Annotated in this window: 3 protein-coding genes and 2 pseudogenes; all 5 read right to left on the bottom strand. The window is 69.5% G+C overall.

Annotated features, from left to right (window positions below; genetic code table 11):
* A pseudogene (locus tag AC08OX_RS15145) lies at positions 1–1,046 on the bottom strand (peptidoglycan-binding protein LysM); the annotation flags it as partial.
* Positions 965–2,218: a LysM peptidoglycan-binding domain-containing protein gene (locus AC08OX_RS15140; protein WP_476608402.1), complete on the bottom strand. Its 1,254-nt coding sequence runs from the start codon at positions 2,216–2,218 to the stop codon at positions 965–967. The gene AC08OX_RS15140 and the pseudogene AC08OX_RS15145, both read right to left, overlap by 82 nt.
* A gap of 757 nt (positions 2,219–2,975) precedes the next feature.
* Positions 2,976–3,263, bottom strand: coding sequence for a hypothetical protein (locus tag AC08OX_RS15135; RefSeq protein ID WP_011434875.1), 288 nt, complete (start codon positions 3,261–3,263; stop codon positions 2,976–2,978).
* A 123-nt stretch (positions 3,264–3,386) separates the two neighbouring features.
* Complete coding sequence (locus AC08OX_RS15130) at positions 3,387–3,656, bottom strand: pyrophosphorylase (RefSeq protein ID WP_476608401.1); 270 nt, start codon at positions 3,654–3,656, stop codon at positions 3,387–3,389.
* Positions 3,644–4,641: pseudogene (locus tag AC08OX_RS15125) on the bottom strand (FtsK/SpoIIIE domain-containing protein); the annotation flags it as partial. The gene AC08OX_RS15130 and the pseudogene AC08OX_RS15125, both read right to left, overlap by 13 nt.

The following is a 4,641-nucleotide window of genomic DNA, read 5'->3' as shown; positions in this document are numbered from 1 at the left end:
TGCGCCCGTACCTGGACGCCGAGAACGCCGAGGGACACGCGGCGGTCCGACTCGACCGTGAAGCGCCAGCGGGCGGCCGGGGTGTCGCCGACGGTGAGAACTCCCACGGCGTCGTCCCGCCCGTTCGCCATCCTGGTCAACCGGGCGACGTCGGCGGCTGCGGGAGGGGCCGCGAGAATGAGTAGATCGGGTGCCAGCGCCCGTGGATTGCCGGTGACCCGATCGCGGCCGCCCGCGGTGACGGTCGGCGGGTCTGCCGGTGCCGGATCGACGCCGGTGCGACCGGCGTCGTCCTGTGGTCCGGCGAGTTCGTCGAGGACGGCGCTCAGGTCGTCCGCTGTCCAGACCCGAGCGGGTGCGATCGTCGTCAGGTCGGCTCCGGTGTCGGCCGGGAAACCCACCAGACAGACCCGCAGATCATCCGACCACACGTTGGTTCCGAGCTCGATCGCCACGGCGATCGCGACCTCCGTCGCGACGTCCAGGTCGCCGATCAGGCTGATGATGCCCGGAGCGCCTTCCAGGTCGACGAGAATGCGTGACCCGGCGTCGTCCCGGCCGAAGGTGACGAGGGCCGGGAACGGAGCCGGCACGCCGGCCGTCATCTGGGCGATCATCTGGGCCGGCTGGTCACCGGGCAGACCGGGCATCCGCTCGATCCGCCAGGACCCGGGCGCCTCGCCAACGGTCCATGGGGGCGGTGGAGGCTCCTCCTCCGCGGGTGCCATGTGCAGGATCAGCAGGTCGTCGGTGAGGATCGCCGCGTACATCGGGGGAAGCAGACGTCCCAGATCGGTCAGGCCGGCAGACAGAACGCGCAGTGAGCGGTCGACAAATCGGGCGGCATCCGTGTCGGCGGCCAGGAGCAGCGCGCGCTCTGTCTCGTCCTCCGGGGGGCTCGCCGGCCCCGACCGGCGTGTGGACAACGCCACCATAACTCCGGCGGCGAGCAGGCTGGCGGCTGCTATCCCCAGCAGACCCTGGGAGGACGGTCCGAAGGAGTCGGACGTGAGCAGGCCGGGTGTAGCGGGGCCACCGGTGACCACCGCGGTGTTCTGCGCCGAGACGACCGCGGCCGCGTCATCCAGGACCGCCAGCGCACGAGAGGCGCCGAGACGACCGTCGCTGTCCCCCGGCCCGGGGTCTTCGAAATCGGGATAGCTGGGTTCTGGATCATCGAGGCCCGGGTCGCCGGGGCCGTGGTTGTCGAGGTCAGTGAGGTCGTAGCCGCCGGGGGTGGGGGCGCGGTACCCGTTTCGGCGGCAGGCCATCCCGGGACGGAGTCCGGCACATGCAGTGCCTGCAGGCCCTCGCCCTGCGCGTCGGCGGGCAGCAGCAGCACCCAGCCGGCATGGATGAGCGATGGCTTGGACAGCGTGCGGCCGTCCGGCTGGGCACGACCCTCGTTGAGGTCGAAGATCTCCCGATACCGTAGACCGTCACCGAGGAAGCGCTCCGCGATGCCCCAGAGGGTGTCGTGGTGGCGTCCCTCGGCAGGTCGCACCTCGTAGAGCTTCATCATGCGCCCGTTGGGCACGAGCCGGCTGTTCGGATCCGCGATCGGACTGATCAACTCGGCGTGGCGGACACGCGGTGTCATGCGGCCAGCCGGGCCAGCCGGGCCGCTCCCCGGTTCCGGCCGTGACGGCCAGGTCTGCTGGGTCGGTGCGCCGGCGCCGGGATCCGTTGTCGTGGTCACCGGAGCCCGATCACCCCTCGTGAGCGCGAGCGCCCTGTCGTCCGGAGCCGGCCGCGGAGCGACCAGGGCCGCCGAGGTCGTCGATACCGGCATTGCCGTCCCCATCCGGCCGGGCGCAGGCGGAACGGCGGGGGCCCGGGCGTATGTCATCGGGGCGACCAGAACCGTCGTCCCGGAGAACAACACGGATGTGGCGACGAGACGGCGGGCGAGGTTCTGGGGGGCGCCGCCCAGCGGTATCCGCGGGGCGAGGCCGGTACCGCGCAGCTCGGCTCGGCATTCCGCGATGAGACAGGCGGTGAAGTGCAGCCAGGCGGCCCAGAAGAGCAGGGACAGGATGGCTCGGACGACCGCGCCGGTTCCGCCCCTGCTCTGGAGCGGTGGACCCAGTACCAGGATCAGTACGACCGGAACGCCGAGGACGACACCGGCGATCGCAGCGATGGCCCCGGCGGCGCGCAGCCGTTCCCGAGACCGCAGCTCCGCGGAGACCACCGGCACCGGCTGGCGGGCCGGCACACTCCCGGGCCTGTCATCGACCATCCGATAGGGAGGGTCGCCGGCATGCGGAAGCCGCCGTCGTGACCGCGGTGCCGCCGCCGGAGAGGCGGACGTCATCGATGCCGGCGGCGAGGACGGCCGCGCGGATCGAAGTGGTGTCGATGGTGGCGGGAGCGGCGTGGACATGAACGTCCCCGATCAGGCGCAGGGTCGGGCGCATGGGCACTCCGGGCACGGCCTCGTGCCCGGTCGCGTGGCGCTCATGCTAGGTCGCTGGAAGCCGGTTTCCAGGGCGAAGCAGCAGTTCCCTGACCTTCTTGTGACCATTACCTGGATCCGGTCGATGGCATGTCTCCGCCGTGGATGCCGGCGCTCCAGGCTCTGGACTGGGGCGAGCCGACGGGACTTGCGGGAGCGGCGCCGAGCCGCCTGGATGCCCGCACATCGATCTCGTGCAGTGGACACCCGGCCTCCTCGCGCTGCTGTGCCTGGACGGCGACAGAAGGACGAACCCGCTGTAATCGGGCCAGTGTGGTTGCGTAGAGGAAATTTCGGGATGAAAAATCTATGATACCCTACTCAAGGTCGGCATCTGGTGCCGTTCTGATGCTAAATGTCCAAATTTATTCTTACGTTGAGTTATCTCTAAAAGTGTCCACTGTCGCGGCGTACCAGGGCAGGCGTATCTTCGATCGACCACCTTGTCCATTCCCGCATCCGCGGAACACCGGCGCTGGCCACACACCGAGGCCGGACCGACCCCGGAGTGGTCTGGTCATCCGGCACTCTGGATCTCGTTCTGAATCTCGGCGAGCCGCGCACGTAGCTGATCCAGCTGGGTGTGCAGTTCGGTGAGGGTCCGGTCGTATCCCGGCCAGACGGTGGTCCGGAAATCGACCGCGCTACGGCCGTCCCAGCTCTCCGGGTCGATCAGTACCTTCGCCGCGGCGCGGAGCTCGTCGAAATGGGTGAGCAGCGGGCCGTTGATGATCGTGGTGAGATCGGCGATGGCGGTCACGGCTTGTGGCGTGCTGCGGACGGTGACATCGGACGGCTGGGTCATGGTGTGCTCCGGTGACGGGGAACTGGACGGCCGTCTCGGCGGCAAAGCGCCTCGATGGCATGGAAGAGAGCGAACGGCGCAGTGGACAGTGGTCCCGGGAGGGTGTGGTCCCGGGGTGATCCCTCAGCTTCCGGCCGCGGCGGTTCGGCGGTTGATCTCGGTGATGCCGCGGGCGAGCTCGGCGAGGTTCGTCCGCAGGTCGGTCAGCGCGTTCTGTACCTCCGGCCAGACCTGGGCACGAAAAACCTGCGCCTTCGGGCCCTCCCAGTTTCGCGGGTCCGCCAACGTATTGCCATGATTGATCAGATTTGTCGTGGTCGCCTGCAGATCGGGTAGCTGTCGGCTCATCCGCCCGGCCGCCTGTTGGGCCGCTGGTGTGGTCACGGTTCGCACGGCATTGTTCCTTTCGGGACTCGAGCAGAGGGGGACGTGAGCAGGTTGGGTGTCGGGGGACAGGCGACCTGGACGGGAAGGACGGCTCCGCGGCGCACCAGCACCCCGCGACCTGGAGGCGCGGGGCCGCCGATCGTGCGGGACAGCCGGACTCCGAGCAGTTCGCCGTCACCCGGCCGCCCCGGGGCCAGGAGTAGCCCGTACCCACTGCGGCGGACGTCGACGAGGAATCCGCGGTACTGGCCCAGCAGCTCCTCGGTCGTACCGGCGACGATCAACACGCCGCCGCCGTCGCGTGCGGCCTGCCAGAAGGCCGCCAGCTCGGCCGCGGCCCGTTCACCGACCAGTTCGGCGTCGTCGACGAGGACGACCAGAGGTTCGTCCCCTGACAGGCCGGTTGGCAGGTCGGTCAGCGACCGGGTGGTGTCGGTCCGACGGGTCTTCGGCGTGACGGCTGACTCACCCCGCCCGCGGCCGCCGTGACGGCCGGTGCTGTTGCTTCCCGCTTCCTCCACGAGGTTCATGGTTCCGTCCAGAACGGCAACGACGCCGGGTCGGTGGGCGAGGGAACGAAGGGGCGACGGACGCGGCGTCAACGCGACGATTCGGGCGCCCTCGGTAAGGAGTGACAATGCCAGCGTGAGTAGAACGCAACTGCGCCCGGATCGTGGCGGGCCGCTGATCATGAAACCGGGACTGTCGGCATCCAGATCCACCTCGACGATCTCCAGCTCGTCCCCTCCGATTCCGATCGGCACGTGCAGCGAAGATCGATTTTCTGGACGCATGGCCGCCGCCACGGATCTCCGCGACCGCCCGGGCGCGCGTTCCATCTGCTCGGATGTGACGAGGGAGGGCAGCGCGTCGATCCGGAAAGGACGACGATCGAAGCGCTCCGGCAGCCTTCGCGGCACCTCCACAGATCGGCCCGCATGGGACATCGCCCGAGAGCCCACCGCCCGCAGTGCCGCAACCTGAGCCCGGC

The organism is Frankia sp. CoBUL1 (assembly GCF_978021245.1).
This window is presented reverse-complemented; position numbering and strand designations above follow the sequence as displayed.

What these genes read in the sequence shown, in the direction of transcription:
- AC08OX_RS15135 (WP_011434875.1), bottom strand. Translation starts at nt 3,263, where the DNA reads ATGACCCAGCCGTCCGATGTCACCGTCCGCAGCACGCCACAAGCCGTG.